Below are 21,073 nucleotides of genomic sequence, written 5' to 3' on the forward strand. Positions count from 1 at the left end.
CACCCGACACCCCCACACCCGGCCCCCGGGCCGCACGCCCGGGCCGCCGCGGGCCCGGGCCGCGCGCCCGGCCCCGCGGTGGCCCGGGCGGTTCCTTCCCGGGAGCGACGCAAGAGTTCGCACGGAAGTCCCCAAAGGAGCCAGCCCCATGTCCCAGACCACCGCGGCGGCGGGCGGAGTCACCGCCCCGGCCTCGATCGGGGTCCGCCTGGACCGCATGCCGATCACTCCCCTGCACCGAAGACTCACCGCGGTCATCGGCGTCGGCCTGTTCTTCGACACCTTCGAGAACAACCTGTCGGGCACCATCGGCAAGGTGCTGCAGAGCGACTTCGGCTTCGGCGCCACCTCGCTCAAACTCGTCCTGGCCTCCGTGTTCGTCGGCCAGTTCATCGGTTCCCTGACGCTCGGCCGGATCGCCGACCGGTTCGGCCGGCGCCGGGCCTTCCTGATCAACCTCGCCATCTACTCGGTGTTCTCGCTCCTCGGCGCGTTCTCCCCGAACGCCGGCTGGCTGATCGTCACCCGCTTCCTCGCCGGGGTCGGCATCGGCGCCGAACAGGCCCTGTCCGACTGCTACCTGGCCGACGTGCTGCCGGCCCGCAAGCGCGGCCGGTTCATCGCCTGGGCCTACACCCTCGCCTTCTGCGGGGTCCCCGCCGTCGGCTTCGCCGCCCTGTGGCTGGTGCCGCTGACCCCGCTGGGCGTGGCCGGCTGGCGCTGGCTGTTCGTGCTCGGCGCGCTCGGCTCGGCCGTGGTGTGGATCCTGCGCCGGCAGCTCATCGAGTCCCCGCGCTGGCTGGCCGCGGCGGGGCGGACCGCGGAGGCGGAGCACCTGGTGGCCCGGATGGAGGCGGAGGCGGCGGGCCGCGGCCTGCCCCTGGAGGCCCCCGCACCGGCCGAGCCCGACGCGGTCGGCCCGCACGCCCGGCTGCGGGACGTCCTGCGCCCGGGCATGCTCCGCCGCACGCTCGTCCTGTGGCTGTTCTGCGTGCTCTCCGTCGTCGGCTACTACGGCTTCGGCACCCTCGCCCCGCAGATCGTCGCCGCCAAGGGCTACGGCATCGTGGCGGGCCTCGGCTTCACCGCCCTGTCCTTCCTGGGCTACCCGGTGGGCTCCGCCCTCGCCCTGCCCGTGGTCGACCGCGTCGAACGGCGCACCCTGGTCGCCCTCTCGGCGGCCGCGATGATGCTCGCCGGACTCGGCTTCGGCTACGCGGACTCGGCCGCGACGATCGTCGCCTGCGGCTTCGCCTACACCCTGTTCAGCAACGTCTTCTCCAGCGTCTCGCACGTGTACCTGTCCGAGCAGTACCCCACCGCGATCCGCGCCACCGCCTCGGGCGCCGCCTACTCGCTGTCCAAACTCAGCGCCGCCGCACTGCCGTTCGTGCTGCTGCCGGTGCTGGACACGCACGGCACCGGCGCCCTGTTCGGTGTCATCGCCGCCGCCATGGCCGTCCTGGCCGTCACCGTGCTGACCCTGGGCGAGCGCACCACCGGCACCCCACTCAAGTGAACCCGGCCGACAATACGAGGAGTTGAGCATGGCCTACGTCATCGGACTGCCCTGCGTCGACGTCAAGGACCGCTCCTGCATCGAGGAGTGCCCCGTGGACTGCATCTACGAGGGCCGCCGCGCCCTGTACATCCATCCGGAGGAATGCGTGGACTGCGGCGCCTGCGAACCGGTGTGCCCGGTCGACGCCATCTACTTCGAGGACGACATGCCCGAGGAGTGGGGCGACGACCACGCGGCCTCCAACGCCGCCTTCTTCGCCGGCCTCGGCTCGCCCGGCGGCGGCAGCGCCCTCGGCCCCCAGGACCACGACTCCCCGCTGGTGGGCGCCCTGCCCAAGGGGGTGACGGTGGCATGAGCGGCATCCTCGCCGGCAAGCGCGTCCTGGTGACCGGGGTCGTCACGGACGCCTCCATCGCCTTCCACGTGGCCCGGATCGCCCAGGAGGAGGGGGCCGAGGTCCTGCTGACCGGCTTCGGCCGACTCACCCTCATCGAGCGCATCGCCGCCCGCCTGCCCAAGCCCGCCCCGGTGATCGAACTGGACGTCACCGACAAGGACCAACTGGCGTCCCTGGCCGGGCGGATCGGCGAGCACGTCGACTCCCTCGACGGCGTCGTGCACTCCATCGCCTACGGCCCCCAGGGCGCCTTCTCGTTCCTGGACGGCACCTGGGACGACGTCTCGACGGCCGTGCAGGTCTCGGCGTACTCGCTGAAGTCCCTCACGACGGCCTGCCTGCCGCTGCTGGAGCGGCGCGGCGGCTCGGTCGTCGGCCTCACCTTCGACGCGGCCGTCGCCTGGCCGCACTACGACTGGATGGGCGTCGCCAAGGCCGCCCTGGAGGCCACCAGCCGCTACCTCGCCCGCGACCTCGGCGGCCGCGGCATCCGCTGCAACCTCGTCGCGGCCGGCCCGCTGCGCTCCATGGCCGCCAAGTCCATCCCGGGCTTCTCGCAGCTCGCCGACGTCTGGGAAACCGAACGGGCCCCGGCCGGCTGGGACCTCGCCGACCCGGACCCGGCCGCCCGCGGGGTCGTCGCCCTGCTGTCGGACTTCTTCCCGCGCACCACCGGCGAGATCGTCCACGTGGACGGCGGGGTGCACATGATGGGCGCGTGAGACACCGCGAAGGGGCGGGAGCCGAGGTCCTCACCTCGGCTCCCGCCCCTTCTTCCGTCCCGGGCCGGGAGCCGGCTACTCGGTCCCGCCGCCCGGCAGGATCCGCCGGAACCCGGTGTACGGCACCAGCGCGTCGGGCAGCACCACGGACCCGTCGTCCCGCACCCCCTGCTCCAGCAGCGCGGCCACCGTGCGGCCGATCGGCAGGGCCGAGCCGTTGAGCGTGGCCGCCGGCGTCTTGCGGCCGTCGGGCCGCTTGACCCGGATGTCGGCCCGGCGGGCCTGGAAGGTCCCGCAGTCGGACACCGAGGAGATCTCCCGGTACGCGCCGCCGCCGGGCAGCCACACCTCGATGTCGTACGTCATCCGCGCCGAGAAGCCCATGTCTCCTGCGGGCAGCAGCACCGTGCGGAAGGACAGTTCGAGCCGGCGCAGGCACTCCTCGGCGTGCGCGACCATCAGCGCCAGCTGCTCCTGCGCCACCTCGGGCGCGCAGATCCGCACCAGCTCCACCTTCTCGAACTGGTGCAGCCGCAGCACGCCCCGGGTGTCCCGGCCGTACGCCCCCGCCTCCGCGCGGAAGCAGGGGGTACGGGCGGTGAACGCGTACGGCAGCTTCCGCGCGTCCAGGAGCTGCCCGGCCACCAGGTTGGTCAGCGGCACCTCGGCGGTCGGGATCAGGAACAGCTCCCGGTCGCCGACCTGGGTGCGGAACAGGTCCTCCTCGAACTTGGGCAGCTGCCCGGTCCCCGTCATCGTGTCGCGGCCGACCAGGAACGGCACCGACTGCTCGGTGTACCCGTGCTCGCGGGTGTGCAGGTCGAGGAAGAAGTCGCCGAGGGCCCGCTCGAGCCGCGCCCCGGCCCCGTGGGACACGCTGAACCGGGCACCGGAGAGCCGGGCCGCGGCGGGGGAGTCGAGGATGCCGAGCGCCTCCCCGATCTCCGCGTGGTGGCGGGCGCCGTCCGCCGCGCGCGGGGCGGGCCCGCCCCGCCGGACCTCCACCGCCTCCTTCTCCGAGTCGCCGTCCGGCACGGAGTCCAGCGGCAGGTTGGGGATGCCCAGCAGCAGCTCGGTCAGCGCCCCGGCGGCCGTGCGGGCGGCGCCCTCAGCCTGCTGCACCTCGGCGCGCAGCGCCCGCGCCGCCTCCTTCTCCGCCTCGGTCGGCGGGCCCGAGCGGCGGGCCTTGGCGGTGCGGTTCAGTTCGGTGCGCAGCCGGGTCACCTCGGCCTGCGAGGCCGAGCGGTCCCGCAGGGCGCCGCTCACGGCCTCCAGGTCGAGGTCGTAGCGGCGGCGGGCCAGGCGGCGTACCGCCTCGGGACCGGCCTCGATCAGCTCGTTCGGGTCATGCATGGCGGTCTCCTGACAGAGCGGGGGCGGCCGGGCCGGGGTCCGGCGCCGCGGTCGTGGTGTGCCGGGTGCCGAGCAGGGCGTAGCGGGCGGGCCGGGCGGCGCGCAGCCGGGCGGCGTACAGCAGGCCGCCCGCCGCGACCAGCGGCAGCAGCCAGGGCAGGGCGGCGATGACCTCGGACGGCGAGCCGGTGAGCATGTCGAAGTTGCCGACCACCAGCCACACCGAGGCGGCCAGGCCCAGGAAGCCCAGCAGCGGGGCGACGACCTCCCGCCACCAGTGGCCGCCGCCCCCGCTCCGCCGCAGCCGCAGCCCGAGCACCGACAGCGCGGCCAGCGCCTGGAGGGCGACGATGCCCAGGGTGCCGAGGCCCAGCATGCTGGTGGTCAGGTCGGCGTACGGGTCGAGACCGGCCACCGCGAAACCGCCCACGACCACCGCGGTCAGGGCGCTCTGCGCGAGGCTCGCCCGGTGCGGGGAGCGGTGCCTCGGGTGCTCCGCGGCCAGCCCGCCCGGCAGCAGGCCGTCCTCGGCGAGGACCTGGGCGTAGCGGTTGGCCGCGCTGTGCAGGGCCAGCGTCGCCGCGAACAGGCTGGTGCACAGCAGGATCTGCAGCCCGGTGCTGCCCGCCTTGCCCAGGAAGTCGTCGCCGAGGACGAAGAACAGGTCGCCCATCTGCTTGCCGGCGACCTCGCGCACCCGGTCGCTGCCGACCGCGCCGACGGCCAGCCAGCTGGTCAGGGCGTAGAAGCCGGCGATCAGGGTGACGGCCGCGTAGGTGGCGCGGGGCACGCTGCGCCGCGGGTCCCTGGCCTCCTTGCCGTACAGGGCGGCCGACTCGAAGCCGATGAAGGAGACGAACGCGAACATCAGCGAGACGCCGGCCCCGTGCCCGGCCGCGGTGTGCGGGGAGAAGGACGTGGCGGGCAGGGCGTGCAGGCCGTGCCGGGCGAGGATCGCCACGTCCAGGGCGGCCAGGACGCCGATCTCGCCGAGCATCAGCAGGGCCAGCACCCGGGCGCTGAGCGCGATCTCCCGGTAGCCGAGCACGGCGGTGAGCAGCAGGCCGACGGCCGCGCACCACTCCCAGGACACCGTCAGGCCGTGGGCGGCCAGCACCAGCTGGGTGAAGTAGCCGAGCGCGCCCGCGAGGCCGATGGTCGCGCAGTTGTAGGAGAGCAGCGCGACGTAGCCGGCGGCCACCGCGGGCGGCCGGCCGAGTCCGTCGGCGACGGAGGCGTAGAACCCGCCGGAACCCCCGGTACGGCGGGCGCTGACCGCGTAACCGACCGAGAAGCACAGCAGGGTGACCCCGGCGAACAGGAAGGCCGCGGGGACGCCCGCTCCGTCGCCGAAGGCGAAGGCGAGGGGGACGGTGCCGACCATGGCGGAGAGCGGGGCCGCGGCCGCGACGATCAGGAAGAGGATGTGCCCGGTACCGAGCCGTCCGGACTGGGGTGGGGAACCACTGGTGGACATGGGGAACTCCAGAGCAAACAGGGCGGACAGGGGGAGGGGGACGGAGAACAGCCGCCCGCGGAGGATGCTCAGCGGACGGCTGTCGAGGCGCCCCACAGGGGCGCGGGCTAGGCGGGCGCGATCGCGAGCGACGTGTTCTGCCCACCGAAACCCAGCGAGTTGCTCAGTGCCAGGTCGATCGGCATGTCGGTGGCGGTCTGGGCCAGCTTGACCTCGATCCGGGGATCGGGCATGACCAGGTTGGCGACAGGCGGGATCAGTTCGTGCTCCACGCTGAGCACGGCGAACGCGGCCTCGACCGCGCCGGCGGCGCCCAGCAGATGACCGGTGACTCCCTTCGTGGAGGTGACCAGCGGGTCCCCGCGCAGGGTCCGCTGGATCATGCGGGCCTCCGACAGATCGTTCAACGGGGTCGAAGTCCCATGGGCGTTGACGTGCTGCACGTCGTCCGGATCGGCTCCCGCGTCGGCGAGGGCCGCCCGCACGGCGGCTTCGATGCCGGCACCGTCGGGGTGCGGCGACGTCATGTGGTGCGCGTCGGCGGTCGCCCCGTACCCGATGATCCGGCCGTGGACGTGCGCGCCCCGGGCGCGGGCGTCCGCGACGCGTTCCATCACGAGGATTCCGGCGCCCTCCCCGGCGACGAAACCGTCCCGGTCCACGTCGAACGGACGGGAGGCGGACGCCGGGTCGTCGTGCCGCTTGGACAGGGCGCCCATCTGCGCGAACCCGGCCATCACCAGCGGAGTGATCATGGCCTCGCTGCCGCCCGCCAGGACGATGTCGCAGCGACCGAGCACGAGCAGGTCACGGGCCGTGCCGATGGCGGTCGCGCCCGAGGCGCAGGCGGTGGCCACCACCAGGTTGGGCCCGGTCGCCCCGAACTCGATGGCCGTCTGACCGGCCAGCATGTTCGGCAGCTGCATGGGCAGCAGCAGCGGCGACACCCGGTCGGCGCCCTGCTCGCGCAGCACATGGTGCTGTTCCTCGACCGTGCCGGGCCCGCCGTCGGCGCAGCCCAGCACCACACCCACCCGCGCGCCGTCCCAGGTCTGCGGGTCGAGGCCCGCGTCGGCCACCGCTTCGTGCGCGGCGACCAGCGCGAACTGGACGAACCGGTCCAGGCGGTGCGCGCGTCGCGCGCTCAGCAAGGTCTCGGGGTCGAAGCCGGGCACCCGGCAGGAGATCTGTACAGGGTTGTCCGCCAATACCGGATCGAGGGCGGCGGCCGGCCTGCCGTCGCAGACCGCCGCCCAGCTCGGCCCGACCCCGATACCGCCCGGGGTGACCAGGCCGAGCCCGGTGACGGCGATGTCCATCCCGGCCATCAGACCTTCGCGCTCCGCTCCTCCATCAGCCGGACCATGTCGCCCACGGTCTCGGCCTCCAGGAGATCGTCGTCGCTGATGTCCAGGTCCAGCTCGGACTTCAGCAGCAGCGACAGCTCCACCACGGCCAGCGAGTCCAGCTCGATGTCCTCCCTGGTGGCCTCCGGAGTGATGGACTCGGGCGACACCTTGAGCTTGTTGGACAGGATTTCCTTCAGCTGCTCCAGCATGTCGGTTCCTTTCGAGGGTGTACGCGCCGCGCGCACCGCTGAATCGATATGAGTGACTGACGGTCGGTCAGGTTGTCTGCAGCTCCGGCCAGACGACGGTCGTGGCGCCCCAGGACAGGCCGCCGCCGAACGCGGTCAGCAGCACCCGGTGGCCCGCCGCGAGCCGGCCCTCGGCGGTGGCCTCGGCGAGCAGCAGCGGGATCGAGGCGGCGCCGGTGTTGCCGACCCGCGCGATGTTGCTCAACTGCCGCTCGGCGGGGATGCCGAGCCGGTCCGAGACGGCTTCCAGGATCCGGGCGTTGGCCTGGTGGGCCACGAACCGGTCGACGTCGTCGAGACGCCACCCGGCCCGCTCGGCGGCCTCGGTGGACGCGGCGGTCATGCGCTCCACCGCGTGCCGGTAGGTGTCCCGGCCGAGCATCCGGAAGTAGTGGTCCTCCGGGTCGACCGGCCGGTCGCTGGAACGCTGCCGCGAGCCGCCCGCCGGCACCTCGATCAGATGGCTCAGCTCGCCGTCGCTGCCGAGCACCAGCGGGCCGATCGCCCCGGGCTCCCCGGCGTCGCCGGCCCGCAGCACCACCGCGCCCGCGCCGTCCGCGAAGATCACCGCGGTGGTGCGGTCCGCGGGGTTGATGATCGTGGTGAAGGCGTCCGCCGCGATCAGCAGCACCCGGTCGGTGATGCCGGCCGCGATGAGCCCCGCGGCCGACGCCAGGCCGTACGGGAACCCCGAGCAGACGGCCGCCACGTCGAAGGCGGGCACCTGCCCGAGCCCGAGCCGGGCTGCCACCTGCGGCGCGGTCGCCGGGCAGGGCTGGTCGGGAGTGGTGGTGGCCAGCACCACCGCCCCGACCCGCTCGTCGCCCGCCGACTTCAGCGCCCTCAGGCCCGCCTCCACCGCGAGGTCGCCGGTGGAGGTGCCCGGGGTGATGAAGTTGCGCTCGGCGATCCCGGTGCGCGACCTGATCCAGGCGTCGGAGGTGTCGAGCCGTTCGGCCAGGTCGTCGTTGGTCACCACGTTGGGCGGGACGTACGACCCGATGCCGGTGACGACCGCGGCCCGGCCGGTGCTCATGCGCCGGTCTCCGAGGAGAGCACCTCGACCGGCAGGCCCATGTACTCCATGCGGACCTCGGCCATCTCGTCGGTCCACCGCTCGGCCATGTCGTAGCGCTGCTCGGCGGTGGTGTCCAGGAGCCGCACGCCCGGCCAGACCTCGTAGTCGCCGATCTTGTCGGCGTGCTCGGCCATGCCCTGCTGGAACAGCTCCTCGCGGTGGATGACGAACTCCCGGTCCGGGATCTCGTCCCACAGCTTCACGCCCGAGCGCAGGATCTCCAGCAGCCGCGGCGTGTATTCGGGGTGCCGGGCCACGTGGTCGCGCAGGATGGTGCTGGCCACGGTGAGGTGGCGGATCTCGTCGATCGCGGTGCCCCGCGAGATCTCGCCGGTCGCCGGGGACAGCGGGGTCCACTTGCGCTCGCTCAGCTCGGCCGCCGGGGCGAGCACGCCCTCGATGATGATGGCGAACACGGCGACCCCGCCGGGGAAGTCGGCCTGGTCGCGGACGATGTCCAGGGTGAAGTCCACCACCGGGTCGAGGACCCGCTTGCGGTAGTCCCTCGCCATGTCCTCGATGTCCCTGAGCAGGGTGCTCGCCGGGATGCCCAGCTCCACCAGGTGCTGGCGGAACACCCGGGCGTGCCGGGCCTCGTCGATGAGCTGGGTGGCGTAGAACTCCATCTCGGGGATGCCGGGCGCGATCGACACGTAGTGGCCGAGCAGCCGGGTGGCCAGCTCCTCCGCCAGCGCCCGGAAGCCGAACTCCAGCACCAGCGCCTCGCGCAGCGGGCCGGGCGCCTTGAGGAAGGCGGGCGTGACCGCGTTCTCGTGGTGGCCGGTGACCCCGCGGTCGCGCAGGGTGCCCTGGGCCACCGAGGTGATCCAGTAGGCGAGGTCGCACTCCTCGGGGCCGAGGGTGAGTTCCTTCGCGCCGTCCAGCAGACCGGGCGCCTTGTCCCAGTCCGCCTCCGGAGCTACGGGTGCGGTCATGATGCGGCGGCCTCCTTCGCCGGGCGCAGGGAGCCGGCGTACAGCCCGCCGGCGTAACTGAACAGGGGGAGCCCGTCGTCCGCGGTGGCCCGCACCACGTGTCCGAGCAGCAGTTCGCTGTCGCCGGCCGCGTGCGCGGAGTGGAACCGGCAGACGTAGTGGGCGAGCGCGCCCGCGATCAGCGGGGCGTGCGCGTACCGGTCCGCCGTCCAGGCCAGGCCCGCGAAGGCCGCGTCGCCGTCCGGCCGGCCGCTGTCGGCGAACCGCCGGGCCACGTCGGCCTGGTCGCCGCCGAGCACGTTGATCGCGAACCGGCCCTCGGCGGCGGCCAGCCGGGCGAAGGACGACCCCGCCCGCAGGACGACCCCGACCAGCAGGGGCGAGCGCGAGACCAGGGTCACCGTGCTCGCGGTGGTGCCGTGCGTCCGGTCCTCGGGGCCGGTGGTGAGCACCGACACCGGCGATGCCAGGTGGTACAGCGCCCGGCGGCGTTCGGCCGGGTCCTGCCGGACCGGACGGCGTACGTCCGTGGCGGTGGTCATCGCACGGCCTCCGTCTCCCGTACGGCCGTCCGCGCCGGGACGTGCCCGACCGGCACCGGGTCCATCGCGTGCCCCACCGGCTTGGGGTGGGGCAGGCCCAGGTCGTCCAGCAGCCGCAGGTAGCCCTCCTGGCGCACCGGCTCGAAGGGCAGGGCGAAGGACTTCATGAAGTTGCCGAACAGGCCGCGGTCGCCGAACAGGTGGAACGGCAGCACCAGCAGCGCCCACTCCGGCTTGACCAGCCAGCACCACAGCGCGGCCACCGCGCCCTGCGTGATGAGGCTGTGCATGACGTTGTAGAGGACGTAGTACGCCTTGTGGATCGGCCGGCCGCCGCTCTTCTTGAACGCGATGGCACCGGGGATGTAGCCGATCAGGTCGATGTAGAGGAAGAGTCCGAGCGCCGGCAGCCAGCGGATGTCGCCGAAGTGGTAGACGATCATGCCGGTGGTGACGGCGAGGCCCACCAGGTACTCGGCGCGGTGCAGCGAGTACGTGCGGGGTGTCTCGAAGGGGTTCGCCTGGTCCATGGTCAGCTCCTCGGCGATCCCTAGGCGCCGACGGCGGCGGGCTCGGTGAGCTCGATCCCGCCCTGGATGCGCACGGCCGGGTACAGGCCCGTCAGCGCCCAGGCGACCGTCTCCTTGATGACCCGCTCGGCGATCGGGTCGAGGATGCCCTCCAGGCTCGGGATGCCGAAGTCGAAGTCGGCGTCGAAGCGGACGGCGACGTCCTGCCCGGTCTGCCGGAAGGTCCAGGTCCCGGTGAAGGAGTCGAAGTCGCCGTCGGACTGCTCGAAGCGGATCTCCCCGCTCTCCGGCAGTACGGTGTCGTCCTCCGTCCAGCGCAGCAGGCCGCTGCGGAAGTGCAGCTCCCAGCTGGAGGAGGGGTTCGGCTCGGGGTAGGAGGTGTGCACGGTGGTCGCGTTGACGTGGGGTGCGAGGTCGGGGTACCTCTCCCAGCGTCGTACGGCGTGCAGGACCGTTTCGGCCTGCTCCGCGGGTATCAGGGCATCGAGTTCGACGTGCCGCACGATCAGTTACCGCCTTCCGGCATCTTGGCCGCGCCCTTGATCAGGTCGCGGGTGGCCAGGTCGAAGGAGTTGACGAGGAAGTCCACGTCGGTGTCGTCCAGCACGGCGGGCGGCGTGAACCGCACCACCGAGCTGCCGTTCATGGAGTGGTTGGCGACCACGCCGTGGTTGAACAGTTCGATCAGCAGCTCGCCGGCGAGGCCCGCCTCGACCAGCTCCACGCCGATGAGCAGCCCCCGGCCGCGCACGTCCACCACCAGCTCGGGGATGTTGCGGTGGGCGACCTCCGCGATCCGCGGCAGCAGCCGGGCGCCGAGGTCCATGGCCCGGGTCACCAGGCGCTCCTCCTTGACGGCCCGGATCGCGCCCTGCACCGCCGCCATCAGCACCGGCTGGCCGGAGAAGGTGGCGGTGTGGACGTAGGGGTCCTTGTCGAAGGGGCGGAACGCCTTGCGGGTGGCGACGGCCGCCGACACCGGCATCACACCGCCGCCGAGCGCCTTGCCGGTGAGCAGGACGTCCGGGACGACGCCCTCGATGTCGGCGCCCCACCACTCGCCGAGGCGTCCGAAGCCGGACTGCACCTCGTCGAGGATCAGGAAGCCCTCGTACTCGCGGACCAGCTCCTCGACCCGCTTGAGGTAGCCGCGGGGCGGGATGATCACGCCGCCCTCGCCCTGTACCGGCTCCAGGATCACGCACAGCTCGCCCGGGTGGGCGCGCAGTTCGGCCTCCAGCGCGTCGGCGTCACCGAACGGCAGGTGCTGGAAGTCCGGGACGAGCGGGCGGAACGGCGCCTGGTAGACGTCCTTCGCGGTGGCCGACAGCGCGCCCAGGGTCTTGCCGTGGTAGCCGCCGCGCATCGAGACGGTCCGCTTGAAGCCGCCCGCGCGGGCCAGCTTCAGACCGGTCTCCACCGCCTCGGCGCCGGACAGCGCGAAGTGCACGCGGTCCAGACCGGCCGGCAGCACGGAGACCAGCGCCTCGGCGGCGCGCGCCACCGTGGGCTCCAGCAGGATGCGGGTCGCGGTGGGGTGGGTGCGCAGCTGGCGCTCCACCTCCTCCATCACGATCGGGTGGCGGGCACCCATGATGAACACGCCGTAGCCGCCCGCGTTCAGGAAGCGCTCACCGTCGCTGGTGGTGAGCCAGGCGCCCTCGGACGCCACCTCCATGTGGCTGCCGAACAGCTCGGCGAGCGTGGCCCGGCCCTTGCTCAGGTGGGCCCGGTACAGGTTGAGGATCTCCGCCTCGTCGTCGACGGCGGTCGCCGGCGCCGGCGAGTCCTGGATGACGGTCACGTGTGGCTCACTCCAAAAGGTCGGGTGGGGGGAAGCGCCCCCGAAGGGGCGCGGGGAACTGCGCGACCGGCCAAGGCGGCCCGCAGTCGCCCACTCGGCTCTGCCGGCCGAGCTCTACGCCAGGACCAGCGGCCCTCCGCCGAAGTACGTGAGAAGCGGCTCCGCGGCAGCGATACGAGACGGCGGGTGGAAGGCCAGGGCACGTGTCGCGGCAGCGACCTGCGCACTGGCCGGGTTGTTGATGAACTCCAGCCCGCCCAGCAGCTCCAGGGCCCGTCCGACGATGTCCGGCAGCGCGTTCTGCACCGCGTACCGGGCGACCAGCACCCGGGCCACCGACTCCTCGTCGCCGGGCTCGGCACCGGTGCCGCGGGCCACGCCCTCCAGCAGGGCGAGCGCGGACTCCATGTCGACGGCGAGCGCGGCCCGCTCCTCGACACTGCCGCGCTTGCGCTCCAGCACCTGCTCCACCAGGGCGGCGGCACCGCCCGCGTAACCGGCGGAGATCAGCATCTCGAACCAGACGAACCCGGCCGACTGGAGGTCGTCGAGGCGCGTCGGGTCGTCGGCGCCGGCCCGGACGACCATGTCGGCGGGGACGAACACGTCCTCCAGGCGGACCTCTTCGCTCTCGGCGCCGGCCAGCAGGTCGTTGCCCCAGAAGTCGTGCACCGACATGCCCGGCGCGTCGGCGGGCACCAGGGCGAGTGCCAGCTCGGGCTCGCCGCCCTCCTCGCCGTGGATGGCGATCGACGCGGTGAGCAGGCTCATGGAACGGGACAGGCTGCACGGCTTCTTCGAGCCGGACAGCAGGAACCCGCCCTCGACCGGACGCGCGGTCACGGCCGGCTTCAGGATGTTCTGCGCGGTACGGCCCTCGGCCCAGCCGGAGGCCATCACCTGCTGCTCCGGCACGATCCGGTGCAGCAGCTCGGTCTGCGCGCCGGTGAGCCGGCCGGACTTGACCGCCAGCGAGTACAGCATGGCGGCGGTGAAGTGGTGCATGGACACGGCCGCGACCAGGGACGGTGACACGGCACCGAGGGCCAGCTGGACCCGCAGCGCCTCGAGCGGGGCGGCGCCGTGGCCGCCGTAGGCCTCGGGTATGAGCAGACCGACCCCGCCGTGGATGCGGAACAGGTCGATCACCGGGCTGCCGGGCCGCTCCCGCTCGGTGTAGGGGATCTGCTCCAGCTCCTTGAGCAGTCCGGGGTGGAACCGCTCGCAGACGGTCCGGGCAGCATCGAGGGAACGCACGGGAAACCTCCGGGAGACTTCGGGACGGGCGGTCAGGCGCCGAAGACCGCGTCGTACGGGCTCACGTCGCGGGCGATGCTGACTCCCTGGACGTGGGAGGTCTTGAGCATCGGGTAGTTGGCCTCGCCGAACGCGCCGCCGGTGCGGCCGGTGCCGCCGTGGCTCGGCAGGTACGGCAGGAAGCCGATGTGGGAGTCGTTGACCTTCAGCAGGCCGCCGTTGACGACCCGGCGCACGAACGTCTCGATGACGTGGTCCGAGCGCGACCACAGCGAGTTGCGCAGCCCGTAGTCGTTGCTGTTGACGAACTGGAGGAACGCCTCCAGGAGCGCGTCGTCGTTGTCGCGGTCGGGGACCACGATCGGGATCAGCGGGAAGAAGGTCTCCTCCCGGACCACGTCGTAGGTCCGGGCCCGGTCCAGGCCGTCCACCCGCACCACCGTCGGCTGCAGGAACACACCGGTCTCGGAGACCGTGCCGTCGACCTCGGTGCGGTTGCCGCCGGTGACCAGCTCGGCGCCGTTGTCCAGCGCCTGGCGCAGCAGCCGGAAGAACCGCTCGCTGCGCCTGACCGGCGACAGCAGCACGTCCTCCTCCTCGGGCAGGCCCGGCCTGATGCCCTTGACCTGCTCCTTCACCTCGGCGATCAGCGCCTCGGCGACCTCCGGGTGCACCAGCACGTAGTTGGGCACCATGCAGATCTGGCCCGAGCCGTAGAAGGACTCCGTGATGGCCTCGGCCGCCCACTTCACGTCGGCGTCCTTCCAGACCACGATGCCGTCGTTGCCGGCGAGTTCGAGGATCGGCTTCTTGCCGTGCGCCACGCACTGCTGCTCGAAGCGCAGGCCCTCCTGGCTGCCGCCGATGTAGAAGATGTCGTTGATCAGCGGGTCCGCGATCCAGCGGTCCATGGTCTGCTTCGGGTTGGAGCACACCGCGTTGAGCACACCGGCCGGCGCGTCGATCTCCTCCAGCAGCGGGGCGACGATGTCGCGCAGCAGCCACATGGTGGACAGCGCGATGCTGCGGGGCGCCCGCACGACGACGGCATTGCCGGCCATCAGCGCCAGCACGCACAGGGCGGCGCTCGGCAGCGGGGCGTTCTGCGGCGGGTTGAAGGCGACCACGCCGTCGGGCTGGCGGTGCAGGATCAGCTTGCGGCCGTTGTACTCCTTCTCGACCCGCATCTGCTTCATGTACCAGCGCAGGGAGCCCGGAGCGTAGATCTGCAGCAGGCAGCTCAGCTCCCAGCGGGCCAGCTTCACGGGGTGGGACTCGGCGACCAGCATGCGCAGGAACTCGTCCTGGTGCTTGATCAGTTCCTCGCGGAACCGGGTGCCCAGCCGCATCCGCCGCTCCAGCGGCACGGCGGCCCAGTCGGGGGCGGCCGCGGCGGCCGCCTGGGTGGCCAGGTCGATGGCGGAGTCGTCGGCGATCGCGCACCGCCCGACGACATAGGGGTGCTGGGCCGCCTCGGACTCGGGGTCCTGTTCGAGGGTGCGCTTCAGGCTGACGCTCGTGAAAACGTCTTCCAGCAGGGAACGGCCGCTGACGGTGTAGACCCACCCGTCCCCGGCGACGTCCTTGCCCGCGATGTAGAGGTCGTAACTCTTCAATCCGGAAGGTGCCTCAGCACTCTCCTCCTGCGCGGCTTCGCGAAGCATCTTCAGCCTTTCGGATATGGCGTGTGGATTTCTTGAAGCAATGCGAGCCTGACAGCGGAATCTGACCCCGCGCTGACACGTGACTGACCGGACCGATCCGGCCACGGGAGCGCTCTCGGGCCGTCAGTGGGGCGTCAGCCGGCGCTGCTTGCATGGCCGCATGCCACCTGTCGACAGCACGATCGAGCGATTGCGCGACCTGCCGCGCAGTGAACTCGCCGAAGAGATCGAGTCAATCGTCCTGGAGAAATTCCGGGCCGTCCTGCTCATGGACGACGCCGAGGACCTTCCCGTCGACGTCAGCTACTTCGATCTCGGCCTCACCTCGCTGCGGCTGACCGAGATACGGCAGAGCCTGGAACAGCTCCTGGATCTGTCGATCAACGTCAACGTGCTCTTCAACGAGCCGACGATCGCCCATCTCGTGGACCACCTGACCCAGGCCATTCAGGAAGCTTGAGGAGTCGTTCCATGCCGCGTAAGGAATCAGAGCAGGCGCCCGAGCCGGTCGCGATCGTCGGAATCGGTCTGCGGTTCCCCGGCGGCAGCGGCTCGCCCGACGAGTTCGACGCCTTCCTGAAGGAGGGCCGCAGCGGAATCCGGCCGATCCCCCGGGACCGCTGGGACGTCGACGCGTTCACCCCCGAGGGACCCGACGACAAGGGCAAGATCCACGCCTCGGCCGGCGGGTTCCTGGACCGCATCGACACGTTCGACGCCGCCTTCTTCAACATCTCCCCGAAGGAGGCCCGCTACATGGACCCCCAGCAGCGGCTGCTGCTGGAGACCGCCTGGCAGGCACTGGAGCACGCCGGCATCGACCCCGCACCGCTGCGCCGCGGCAACGGCGGCGTCTACATCGGCGCCAGCTCCATCGACTACGCGCTCGAACTGGACTCACTGCCGTACGAGGAACTCGACGGCCACCTCGCCTCCGGCATCACCATGTTCCCGCTGTCCGGGCGCCTGTCCTACTTCCTCGGCTGGCGCGGCCCCAGCATGAGCGTCGACACCGCCTGCTCGTCCTCCCTGGTCGCGCTGCACCTCGCGGCCAACGCCCTGCGCGCCGGCGAGACCGACATCGCGCTGTGCGGCGGCGTCAACGCCCTGCACCACCCGCGCATCCCGGTGATGTTCTCCAACGCCCAGATGCTCTCCCCGGACGGGCAGTGCAAGACCTTCGACGAAGCCGCCGACGGCTACGCGCGCGCCGAGGGCTGCGGCATCGTCGTCCTCAAGCGGCTCTCCGACGCCGAGCGCGACGGCGACCGCGTCCTCGCCCTGGTGCGCGGCACCGCCGTCGGCCAGGACGGCGACAGCGCCGGCCTGACCGTGCCCAACGGCCCCGCCCAGGAGAAGGTCATCCGCACTGCCCTGGCCGCCGCCCACCTCGCGCCCGAGGACATCCAGTACGTCGAGGCGCACGGCACCGGCACCCCGCTCGGCGACCCCATCGAGTTCGGCGCCATCGGCGACGTGTTCGTCGACTCCCACACCAAGGACCACCCGGTGCTGGTCGGTTCGGTGAAGACCAACCTCGGCCACATGGAGCCGGCCTCCGGCATCGTCGGCGTCATCAAGACCGTGCTCCAGCTGCGCTCCGGCACGATCTACCCGCACATCAACCTCAACACCCCCTCGGGCCGCATCCCCTGGGACCTGTACCCGGTGCGGGTCCCCACCGCCTGCGAGCCGTGGGACGCCGAGGTCAGGCGCGCGGTCGTCAACAGCTTCGGGTTCGCCGGGACCATCGGCGCGGTGGTGCTGGAACAGGCCCCCGAGCCGGCCGCCCGCCCGGCCGCCGAGGACGGCGCCGCACCGCTGTTCACCCTGTCCGCGAAGAACGCCACCGCGCTGCGCGAACTCGCCGCGGACTACCGGCGGCTGCTGGACGAGCGGCCGGACCTGCCGGTGCCCGCGCTGTGCCACAGCGCCAACACCACCCGCACCCACCACCCCTACCGCGTCGCCGCCCCCGTCGCCGACCGCGCCGCCCTCGTCCGGCTGCTGGACAAGACCGCCGAGGCCGAGCACGAGGGCCCCACCGGCATCCGCAAGACCGCGTTCATGTTCACCGGCCAGGGCTCCCAGTACGCCGGCATGGGCGCCGCCCTCTACGCGGCACTGCCCGTCTTCCGCGCCCAGGTGGACGCCTGCGACCGGCTGTTCGCCCAGCACCTCGACGGCTCGGTGCGCGACCTGCTGCTCGGCACCGCCGACGACCCCGGGGCGATCGACCGCACCGAGTACACCCAGCCCGCGCTGTTCACCCTGGAGTACGCGCTCGCCCTGCAGTGGATGGCGTGGGGCGTGCGCCCCAACGTGCTGATCGGGCACAGCATCGGCGAGGTCGTCGCCGCCGCCGTGGCCGGCCTGTTCAGCCTGCCCGACGCGGTCAGGCTGGTCGCCGCCCGCGGCCGGCTGATGCAGGCGGTGCGCGCCGAGGGCGGCATGGCCGCCGTCGCCGCCCCCGTCGAGGAGGTCGCCCCGCTGCTGGAGGGCCGTCCGGACCTGGCCCTGGCCGGGATCAACGCCCCCGACCAGACGGTCGTCTCCGGTGCCACGGCAGCGCTCGACGAGGTCGTCGGCATCCTGGAGGGCAGGGGAGTGCGCGTCGACCGCCTCAAGGTCTCGCACGCCTTCCACTCCCCGCTGATGGCCGAGGTCTACGACGACTTCCGCGCCGCTCTCGACGGCATCACCTTCCACGAGCCGAAGATCAGCATCATCTCCAACGTCACCGGACGTCTGGCCCGCTTCCGCGAGATCGGCGACCCCGACTACTGGGTGCGGCACATCGGCGAACCGGTGCGCTTCCTCGACGGCATCCGCGCCGTCGCCAAGCGCGGCCGGCACGCCCTGATCGAGATCGGCCCGCAAGCCGGGCTGACCGCGCTCGCCCGGCGCGCCGTCACGGTCGAGGACCACCTGTGGCTGGCCAGCCTGCGCCGCCGGGACACCACCACCGCCACCACCCTCACCGCGCTCGCCGACTACTACGCGGCCGGACTGGGCGTCTCCTGGGCCGACTACCACGCCGGGCACCCCGCGCCCGCCCGCGTGGACCTGCCCACCTACGCCTTCCAGCGCAAGCGCTATTGGCTGCCCTCCGTCACCCCCCGCAAGTCCGCCGCGAACGGCACCGCACGGCACCTGCTGCTCGGCGTCGAGGAGCGGTTCGCCAGCGGAGTGCGCGAGTTCAACGCCGAGTTCACCACCGAGGAACTGGGCGCGCTCGCCGACCTCGCCGACGGCGGCCGCACCGTCCTGCCCGCCGGCGCCTACGTCGACCTGCTGCTCGCCGCGCAGGACGCGGTCCAGGGCCACGCCCGCTCCGCCGTCCGCGACCTCAGGCTGCTCGCCCCGCTGGAGCTGCCCGCCGAGACCGTGATCGCGCTGACCACCCGCTGGCGGCCGCGCCCCGGCGGCGGCGCCGAGGTGGAGGTGTTCACGGTCGTCGGCGGCGAGGAGAACCTGCACGCCACCGCCGTGGTCTCCGCCGACCCCGAACCCCTGGTGCCGGTGTCCGAACTGGCCGAGCTGGACGCCGGCCTCGCCCCGGGCGGCCAGCTCATCGACGACGAGGACATCTACACCGACCTCGCCTCCGTCGGCCGCCCCCAGGGCCCCCGCATGCGGCTCCTGCTGCGCGCCGCCCGGCACGCCGACGGCCTGGTCACCGGCGAGCTGACCGGCCGCGACGCCACCGCCGTCGAGCACGTCCCGGCGGAACTGCTGGAGGCCGCCGTCCAGGCGCTGGTCGTCCTCGACCCCGAGGGCCCGGTCTTCGTGCCCCGCGAGATCACCTCCGTACGGCACTTCCGCAAGCCGCGCGGCGAGAACCTGCGGGTCCTCGCCCGGGTCCGCGGCGAGCAGGACCGGCGGCTGGCCGACGTGCTGCTGCTGGAGAACGGCGAACCGGTCGCCGAACTGCTGGGTGTGCGCATGGCCCGGCCCGAGGGCCGCGGCGGCCGCCGCCAGTTCCTGCACCGCCCCGACTGGGTGCGCCGGGCGCTGCCCGACGGGCAGAACGCGCCCGCCCGGCACGTGGTCCTGCTCGACCCGTCCGCGGTCCGGGCCGCCGAACTCGCCGCCGAGCCCGGCCTGAAGGTCACCTGGCTGCCCGACCTCACCGACCTCAAGGCGGCCCTGGAAGACCCCACGGTGACCGACGTCTGCCGGGTCTGGCGGCAGCTGCCGTCCCCGATGTCGGACGGCCGGCTGCGCGCGGAGTGCGAGGACAACTACCGCGAACTGCTCGCACTGGTCGGCGCGCTGGACGCCTCCGGCGCGTCCCGGCCGCCCCGGCTCTGGCTGGTCACCGAGGGCGCCCAGTGGCTGCCCGGCGACCCGGCCGGCGACGGCGGCCACCTCGGCGCGGCCACCCTGTGGGGCTTCGGCCGGGTGCTGCTCACCGAGTACCCGCAGTACCGTACGACCCTCGTGGACCTCGCCCCGGGCAGCGGCCTCGCCCCGCTCGCCGAGGAGTGGCGGGCCGAGCCGGCCGGCGAGTACCAGGTCGCCCACCGCCCCGGCCGCCGCTACGTGCGCCGGCTGCTCGCCGGTGACTCCACCCTCACCTGGACCGGAGGCTTCGAGCTGCGCGCCCCGGACTCCGGCGACCTGTCCGACCTGGCGCTCGCCGCGGCCGCCGACCGTGCGCCCGGGGCCGAGGAGGTCCAGGTCAAGGTACGCGCCGTCGGCCTGACCGCCGAGGACGCCCGCACCGCCCTTGACACCGGCCGCGCCGAACGCGCGGAGGAGGAGGGGGCCGAGGGGACCGAGGAGGAACCCCCTCCGCTGCTGGGCCGGCTGGCCCGCGGCACGGTCCTCGCCGCCGCCGGCGGCACCGGCTTCGCGGCCGGCGACGAGGTCCTCGTCCGCCACGACGGCACGTTCCGCTCCACCCTCACCGTCCCCGCCGTGGCCGTCGTGCACGCCACCGGCTCCGACGACACCGCGCCCGCCTTCCGGCTGGACGAGACCGGCGAGGCCCTGCGCACCGCCCTGGCCGACCCCGCCGGACGCGCCTGGGTGACGCTCCCCGAGGACCCGGCCGAGGACCGCGGCGACCCCGCCGACGAGGGCCCCACCGGCCTGCGGGCGGACCGCACCTACCTGGTCACCGGCGGTCTCGGCGGCCTCGGCCTGGTCACCGCCCGCAAGCTGGTCGCCCTCGGCGCCCGGCACCTGACCCTGGTCAGCCGCAGCGGCCGGGCCACCGAGGAGGCCTCCGAGGTCCTCGCGGACCTCGCCGCCGACGCCGAGATCGACGTCGTACGCGCCGACATCTCGCGCTCCCAGGACGTCCAGCGCCTGGTCCGCCACGTCACGGCCGGCCCGTACCCGCTCGGCGGGATCGTGCACGCCGCCGGCTCCTACGACAAGAAGCTGGTCTCCGAGCTGACCTGGGAGTCGATCGACGCCCAGCTCGCGGCGAAGGCGTACGGCGGCTGGCTGCTGCACGAAGCCGCCGAGGAGTCCTTCCCCGAGCTGGAGTTCTTCGTCACCTACTCCTCCATCGCCTCCGTCCTCGGCGGCGCCACCCAGGGCCACTACGCCGCCGCGAGCGCCGGTCTCGACGCCCTCGCCGAGTGGCGCAGCCGGCGCGGGGTGCCGGGGCTCTCGGTGAACTGGGGCGCCTGGGCCCGGGTCGGTATGTCGGCCCGCCTCGAGGAGCACCTCAGCCAGGAGATCGAACGCAGCGGCGTCCGCTTCTTCTCCCCGACCCGGGCCCTGGACACCCTGGCCCGGCTGTGGGGACGGCCGCGAACCCAGCGGATCGTCGGCGAGTTCGACTGGGACCGCTACGTCTCGGGCAGCGTCACCGGCGACCTGTTCTTCGACCGGCTGGCCCGGCAGGCACCCGACGACGACGGCACCGGCCTCGACCTCAAGGCGCTGGCCGCGCTGCCCGCCGCCGAACGCCTGGCCGCCGTCACCGGCGTGGTCCGCGAGAAGGTCGCCGCCGTCCTGCACCTGGAGGAGGGTGACGAGCTGGACGTCTCCACCGAGTTCGTGTCGCTGGGCCTCGACTCCCTGATGGCCCAGCAGGTCAAGGCCGCCCTGGAGCAGACCTTCCGGCTGCCCCTGCCGGCCTCCCTCACCCACGACCACCCCACGGTCCGCGCGCTGGCCCAGTTCGTCGACGGGCAGCTCGGCCCGGTGCCGGCGGCCTGAACAGCCCCAAGGGAC

The 21,073-nt window shown here is 73.0% G+C and carries 17 protein-coding genes; 5 read left to right on the forward strand and 12 right to left on the reverse strand.

Translation table 11 applies throughout. The features are described from left to right. Positions 1 to 148: 148 nt before the first annotated feature. From V7E45_RS21120 to fabI, 3 genes are read left to right on the forward strand one after another with little or no spacing between them, the layout of a single operon-like run. Positions 149 to 1,519: an MFS transporter gene (locus V7E45_RS21120; protein WP_333775759.1), complete on the forward strand. Its 1,371-nt coding sequence runs from the start codon at positions 149 to 151 to the stop codon at positions 1,517 to 1,519. Between the two features lie 28 nt (positions 1,520 to 1,547). Continuing rightward, a complete protein-coding gene (gene fdxA, locus V7E45_RS21125) occupies positions 1,548 to 1,877 on the forward strand; it encodes a ferredoxin (RefSeq protein WP_333775760.1) in 330 nt (109 codons plus the stop codon). Further along, positions 1,874 to 2,641, forward strand: coding sequence for an enoyl-ACP reductase FabI (gene fabI / locus V7E45_RS21130; protein ID WP_333775761.1), 768 nt, complete (start codon positions 1,874 to 1,876; stop codon positions 2,639 to 2,641). Before fdxA ends, fabI begins: the two co-directional genes overlap by 4 nt. A 75-nt stretch (positions 2,642 to 2,716) precedes the next feature. Here the strand turns inward: fabI and serS are convergent, their stop codons facing one another. The 12 genes from serS to V7E45_RS21190 all read right to left on the reverse strand — a co-directional run bounded on the left by serS (position 2,717) and on the right by V7E45_RS21190 (position 14,878). After that, complete coding sequence (serS, locus tag V7E45_RS21135) at positions 2,717 to 3,994, reverse strand: serine--tRNA ligase (RefSeq protein ID WP_333775762.1); 1,278 nt, start codon at positions 3,992 to 3,994, stop codon at positions 2,717 to 2,719. After that, positions 3,987 to 5,471: an APC family permease gene (locus V7E45_RS21140; RefSeq protein ID WP_333775763.1), complete on the reverse strand. Its 1,485-nt coding sequence runs from the start codon at positions 5,469 to 5,471 to the stop codon at positions 3,987 to 3,989. The genes serS and V7E45_RS21140 overlap by 8 nt, the downstream gene beginning before the upstream one ends. Positions 5,472 to 5,578: 107 nt before the next feature. Further along, entirely contained in the window at positions 5,579 to 6,799 is a 1,221-nt protein-coding gene (locus tag V7E45_RS21145) for a beta-ketoacyl-[acyl-carrier-protein] synthase family protein (protein WP_333775764.1), read from the reverse strand. Then, the gene (locus tag V7E45_RS21150) at positions 6,799 to 7,029 is read right to left on the reverse strand and encodes a phosphopantetheine-binding protein (protein WP_020942802.1); all 231 of its coding nucleotides are present in this window, start codon (positions 7,027 to 7,029) and stop codon (positions 6,799 to 6,801) included. The genes V7E45_RS21145 and V7E45_RS21150 overlap by 1 nt, the downstream gene beginning before the upstream one ends. Positions 7,030 to 7,096: 67 nt before the next feature. Continuing rightward, positions 7,097 to 8,104 carry a beta-ketoacyl-ACP synthase III gene (locus V7E45_RS21155; protein WP_133919410.1) on the reverse strand — a complete coding sequence of 336 codons (1,008 nt, stop codon included), beginning with the start codon at positions 8,102 to 8,104 and terminating at the stop codon, positions 7,097 to 7,099. Next, positions 8,101 to 9,081 carry a VlmB-like protein gene (locus tag V7E45_RS21160; RefSeq protein ID WP_333775765.1) on the reverse strand — a complete coding sequence of 327 codons (981 nt, stop codon included), beginning with the start codon at positions 9,079 to 9,081 and terminating at the stop codon, positions 8,101 to 8,103. Before V7E45_RS21160 ends, V7E45_RS21155 begins: the two co-directional genes overlap by 4 nt. Beyond that, positions 9,078 to 9,623, reverse strand: a complete 546-nt coding sequence (locus tag V7E45_RS21165) for a flavin reductase family protein (protein ID WP_133919409.1) — start codon at positions 9,621 to 9,623, stop codon at positions 9,078 to 9,080. Before V7E45_RS21165 ends, V7E45_RS21160 begins: the two co-directional genes overlap by 4 nt. Next, the gene (locus V7E45_RS21170; protein WP_333775766.1) at positions 9,620 to 10,153 is read right to left on the reverse strand and encodes a hypothetical protein; all 534 of its coding nucleotides are present in this window, start codon (positions 10,151 to 10,153) and stop codon (positions 9,620 to 9,622) included. Before V7E45_RS21170 ends, V7E45_RS21165 begins: the two co-directional genes overlap by 4 nt. A gap of 20 nt (positions 10,154 to 10,173) precedes the next feature. Next, entirely contained in the window at positions 10,174 to 10,656 is a 483-nt protein-coding gene (locus V7E45_RS21175; protein WP_333775767.1) for a type II toxin-antitoxin system RatA family toxin, read from the reverse strand. Between the two features lie 2 nt (positions 10,657 to 10,658). Then, complete coding sequence (locus V7E45_RS21180) at positions 10,659 to 11,957, reverse strand: aspartate aminotransferase family protein (protein WP_333775768.1); 1,299 nt, start codon at positions 11,955 to 11,957, stop codon at positions 10,659 to 10,661. Positions 11,958 to 12,071: 114 nt separating this feature from the next. Continuing rightward, the gene (locus V7E45_RS21185) at positions 12,072 to 13,214 is read right to left on the reverse strand and encodes an acyl-CoA dehydrogenase family protein (protein ID WP_333775769.1); all 1,143 of its coding nucleotides are present in this window, start codon (positions 13,212 to 13,214) and stop codon (positions 12,072 to 12,074) included. Between the two features lie 32 nt (positions 13,215 to 13,246). Then, positions 13,247 to 14,878, reverse strand: coding sequence for an aldehyde dehydrogenase family protein (locus V7E45_RS21190; protein ID WP_333775770.1), 1,632 nt, complete (start codon positions 14,876 to 14,878; stop codon positions 13,247 to 13,249). A gap of 160 nt (positions 14,879 to 15,038) precedes the next feature. Here V7E45_RS21190 and V7E45_RS21195 point away from each other — a divergent pair, with 160 nt between their 5' ends. Next, entirely contained in the window at positions 15,039 to 15,338 is a 300-nt protein-coding gene (locus V7E45_RS21195; protein ID WP_333775771.1) for an acyl carrier protein, read from the forward strand. A gap of 11 nt (positions 15,339 to 15,349) precedes the next feature. Next, on the forward strand, positions 15,350 to 21,058 hold the full coding sequence (locus V7E45_RS21200) for a type I polyketide synthase (protein ID WP_333775772.1): 5,709 nt from the start codon (positions 15,350 to 15,352) through the stop codon (positions 21,056 to 21,058). Positions 21,059 to 21,073: the final 15 nt, after the last annotated feature.

The sequence above is a fragment of the Streptomyces sp. IBSBF 3136 genome, assembly GCF_036815105.1.
Taxonomy (GTDB): Bacteria; Actinomycetota; Actinomycetes; order Streptomycetales; family Streptomycetaceae; genus Streptomyces.

What these genes read in the sequence shown, in the direction of transcription:
- V7E45_RS21120 (WP_333775759.1), top strand. Translation starts at nt 149, where the DNA reads ATGTCCCAGACCACCGCGGCGGCGGGCGGAGTCACCGCCCCGGCCTCG.
- fdxA (WP_333775760.1), top strand. Translation starts at nt 1,548, where the DNA reads ATGGCCTACGTCATCGGACTGCCCTGCGTCGACGTCAAGGACCGCTCC.
- fabI (WP_333775761.1), top strand. Translation starts at nt 1,874, where the DNA reads ATGAGCGGCATCCTCGCCGGCAAGCGCGTCCTGGTGACCGGGGTCGTC.
- serS (WP_333775762.1), bottom strand. Translation starts at nt 3,994, where the DNA reads ATGCATGACCCGAACGAGCTGATCGAGGCCGGTCCCGAGGCGGTACGC.
- V7E45_RS21140 (WP_333775763.1), bottom strand. Translation starts at nt 5,471, where the DNA reads ATGTCCACCAGTGGTTCCCCACCCCAGTCCGGACGGCTCGGTACCGGG.
- V7E45_RS21145 (WP_333775764.1), bottom strand. Translation starts at nt 6,799, where the DNA reads ATGGCCGGGATGGACATCGCCGTCACCGGGCTCGGCCTGGTCACCCCG.
- V7E45_RS21150 (WP_020942802.1), bottom strand. Translation starts at nt 7,029, where the DNA reads ATGCTGGAGCAGCTGAAGGAAATCCTGTCCAACAAGCTCAAGGTGTCG.
- V7E45_RS21155 (WP_133919410.1), bottom strand. Translation starts at nt 8,104, where the DNA reads ATGAGCACCGGCCGGGCCGCGGTCGTCACCGGCATCGGGTCGTACGTC.
- V7E45_RS21160 (WP_333775765.1), bottom strand. Translation starts at nt 9,081, where the DNA reads ATGACCGCACCCGTAGCTCCGGAGGCGGACTGGGACAAGGCGCCCGGT.
- V7E45_RS21165 (WP_133919409.1), bottom strand. Translation starts at nt 9,623, where the DNA reads ATGACCACCGCCACGGACGTACGCCGTCCGGTCCGGCAGGACCCGGCC.
- V7E45_RS21170 (WP_333775766.1), bottom strand. Translation starts at nt 10,153, where the DNA reads ATGGACCAGGCGAACCCCTTCGAGACACCCCGCACGTACTCGCTGCAC.
- V7E45_RS21190 (WP_333775770.1), bottom strand. Translation starts at nt 14,878, where the DNA reads ATGCTTCGCGAAGCCGCGCAGGAGGAGAGTGCTGAGGCACCTTCCGGA.
- V7E45_RS21195 (WP_333775771.1), top strand. Translation starts at nt 15,039, where the DNA reads ATGCCACCTGTCGACAGCACGATCGAGCGATTGCGCGACCTGCCGCGC.
- V7E45_RS21200 (WP_333775772.1), top strand. Translation starts at nt 15,350, where the DNA reads ATGCCGCGTAAGGAATCAGAGCAGGCGCCCGAGCCGGTCGCGATCGTC.